We start from the raw sequence: 2,144 nt of genomic DNA, 5'->3' as shown, positions 1-2,144 counted from the left end.
GTGCGCCGTGAGGCGCGGTGAATCGAAGGAGGTGCAAGACCTCCTCGCGAGCCTGTCGCAGCAGGCTGGTGGGAGCTGAGCGCAGTCCGACCCGGGAGACGCCGGGGAGGGCGGGAAGCAGCGCTGACAAAGCCGGGACGGCCTGGAACTGCCAGACGGGCCGGGTCCGGCGAGCGAGATCAGAGGGCATACGAGAGGAATCAGTGACAAAGCTCCGTAAGCGTGGCACCGGCTCAAATCTGGTGGATATGGGCCGGGTTGCAGTGCACAGTCTGTTCGCTGGGCGGGCTGACTCCGTAGCCGACTTGGCGTGTCGGTGGGGAGGCCACGGTGAAAGCCTGCGGCGTAACCGTGGCGATGCTGCCGGGGCAAAGCTGGATGCCGGACTGATCGATCGATTCACCGTGAACACGGGAACCATCCCGCATCACTCCCTTGACCTGGTAGCCACCCGGGTTCTTGGGATAGATACGTCGTCTGTCGAAGGTGCTGGATGGGGCGGAGGCCCCGTAGTAGTCCGAGCGGGCGAGAGGTCCGTGCATGGCGAAGGGGGCCAGCAAGTCAGCAGTACGGATGCTGGAATGCCGGGAGGTCGTTGGTGAATACCGACGAGCTGGAATACGTCTTGCTCAAGGCGGAACGCCGGGTACTGGAGATCCAGACCAAGCTGCACCGTTGGGCCAGTGATGATCCTCATCGCAGGTTCGATGATTTATACAACCTCGTCACCGATCCGGGCTTCCTGCTGGTCGCCTGGGATCGGGTGCGGAACAACAAGGGCGCGCGCACGGCAGGAGTAGACGGTGAGACCGCCTACTACATCGAGTCCGTGCGCGGGCTGGAGGGGTTCCTTGCGGAACTGCGGGCGGATCTCAAGGCTCGCACCTTCCGGCCTCTCCCTGCGCGGCGGCGCGCGATTCCTAAGGCTGGCGGCAAGGTCCGCTATCTGGGGATCGCGACTATCCGTGACCGGGTGGCTCAGGCGTCCTTGAAGCTGGTGTTGGAGCCGATTTTCGAGGCGGATTTCCGCCCGTGTTCCTACGGGTTCCGTCCGAATCGCCGGGCTCACGACGCGGTGGCAGAGGTGCACCATTTCGCATCCCGCTCGTATGAGTGGGTGGTTGAGGGTGACATCAAAGCCTGTTTCGACGAGATCTCGCACTCCGCCCTTATGGATCGGGTACGGGAGCGCGTCGGAGATAAACGCGTCCTGGCCTTGGTGAAGGCATTCCTCAAGGCGGGCGTCCTCGATGAGGACGGCACGCTGGTGGATACCGACGCCGGAACTCCGCAGGGGTCGATTCTTTCCCCGCTGCTGAGCAATGTGGCTCTCTCGGTTCTGGATGAGTACATCGCCCAAGGGCCGGGCGGGCCAGGAGCCAGCCCGTATGGAAGGGCCAAACGGCGCCGTCAGGGTCTGCCCAACTACCGCCTCGTGCGGTATGCGGACGACTGGTGCCTGCTCGTTTCAGGCACCAAGGCGCACGCCGAAGCCCTGCGGGAAGAACTCGCCGGGGTCCTGTCCACGATGGGCCTGCGCCTGTCACCGGAGAAGACCCTGATCACCCATATCGACGAGGGCCTTGCTTTTCTCGGATGGCGCATCCAGCGTCACCGCAAGCGAGGCACCGGCAAACGATACGTCTACGTCTATCCGGCCAAGAAGGCCCTGGTGACCATCATGGCCAAGGTGAAGACGGTCTGCCGGCGGAGCACGAATCTGCCGCTCGAAGACCTGCTGCGTCAGCTCAACCGGATGCTGCGGGGATGGACCGCGTACTTCAAGTACGGATGCTCGAATGCGACTTTCAGCTATCTGAGGGCCTATCTCTGGAAGGAGATCGTCAGATGGCAGGAGCGCAAGCACCGGCGTGTTCCCTGGAGGGTACTACGCCGACGCTACGGCATATGGCCCGCCGCGGGCGGGATGGAACTGTTCGACCCGGCAAGGGTGAGCGCCAAGCGCTACTACTACCGGGGAACACGCATCCCGACACCGTGGCCGAGCGAAGCATGAAGTGAACACAAATCCACGGGACTTGTGGAGAGCCCGGTGCGCTTAGCGGTGCACGCCGGGTTCGGGAGGCGACCCGGAGAAACGGACTGGTCGTAAGGCCAGTACCGCGCTCCGGGTCGACCTCACT

At 63.7% G+C, this 2,144-nt stretch carries 3 protein-coding genes; 1 reads left to right on the top strand and 2 read right to left on the bottom strand.

Annotation, left to right across the window (positions count from 1 at the left end):
• On the bottom strand, positions 1 to 190 hold a 190-nt coding region (locus tag VXC91_RS44830), incomplete at its 3' end, for a hypothetical protein (protein WP_329513086.1).
• 43 nt (positions 191 to 233) lie between these two features.
• Complete coding sequence (locus VXC91_RS44825) at positions 234 to 560, bottom strand: hypothetical protein (RefSeq protein ID WP_329513085.1); 327 nt, start codon at positions 558 to 560, stop codon at positions 234 to 236.
• 38 nt (positions 561 to 598) lie between these two features.
• Here VXC91_RS44825 and ltrA point away from each other — a divergent pair, with 38 nt between their 5' ends.
• The gene (gene ltrA, locus VXC91_RS44820) at positions 599 to 2,017 is read left to right on the top strand and encodes a group II intron reverse transcriptase/maturase (protein ID WP_329513084.1); all 1,419 of its coding nucleotides are present in this window, start codon (positions 599 to 601) and stop codon (positions 2,015 to 2,017) included.
• Positions 2,018 to 2,144 lie beyond the last annotated feature (127 nt).

This window comes from Streptomyces chiangmaiensis (assembly GCF_036281785.1).
GTDB lineage: Bacteria > Actinomycetota > Actinomycetes > Streptomycetales > Streptomycetaceae > Streptomyces > Streptomyces chiangmaiensis.
Note: the sequence above shows the minus strand (reverse complement) of the source record. Positions and strands in the feature narration are given on the sequence as shown.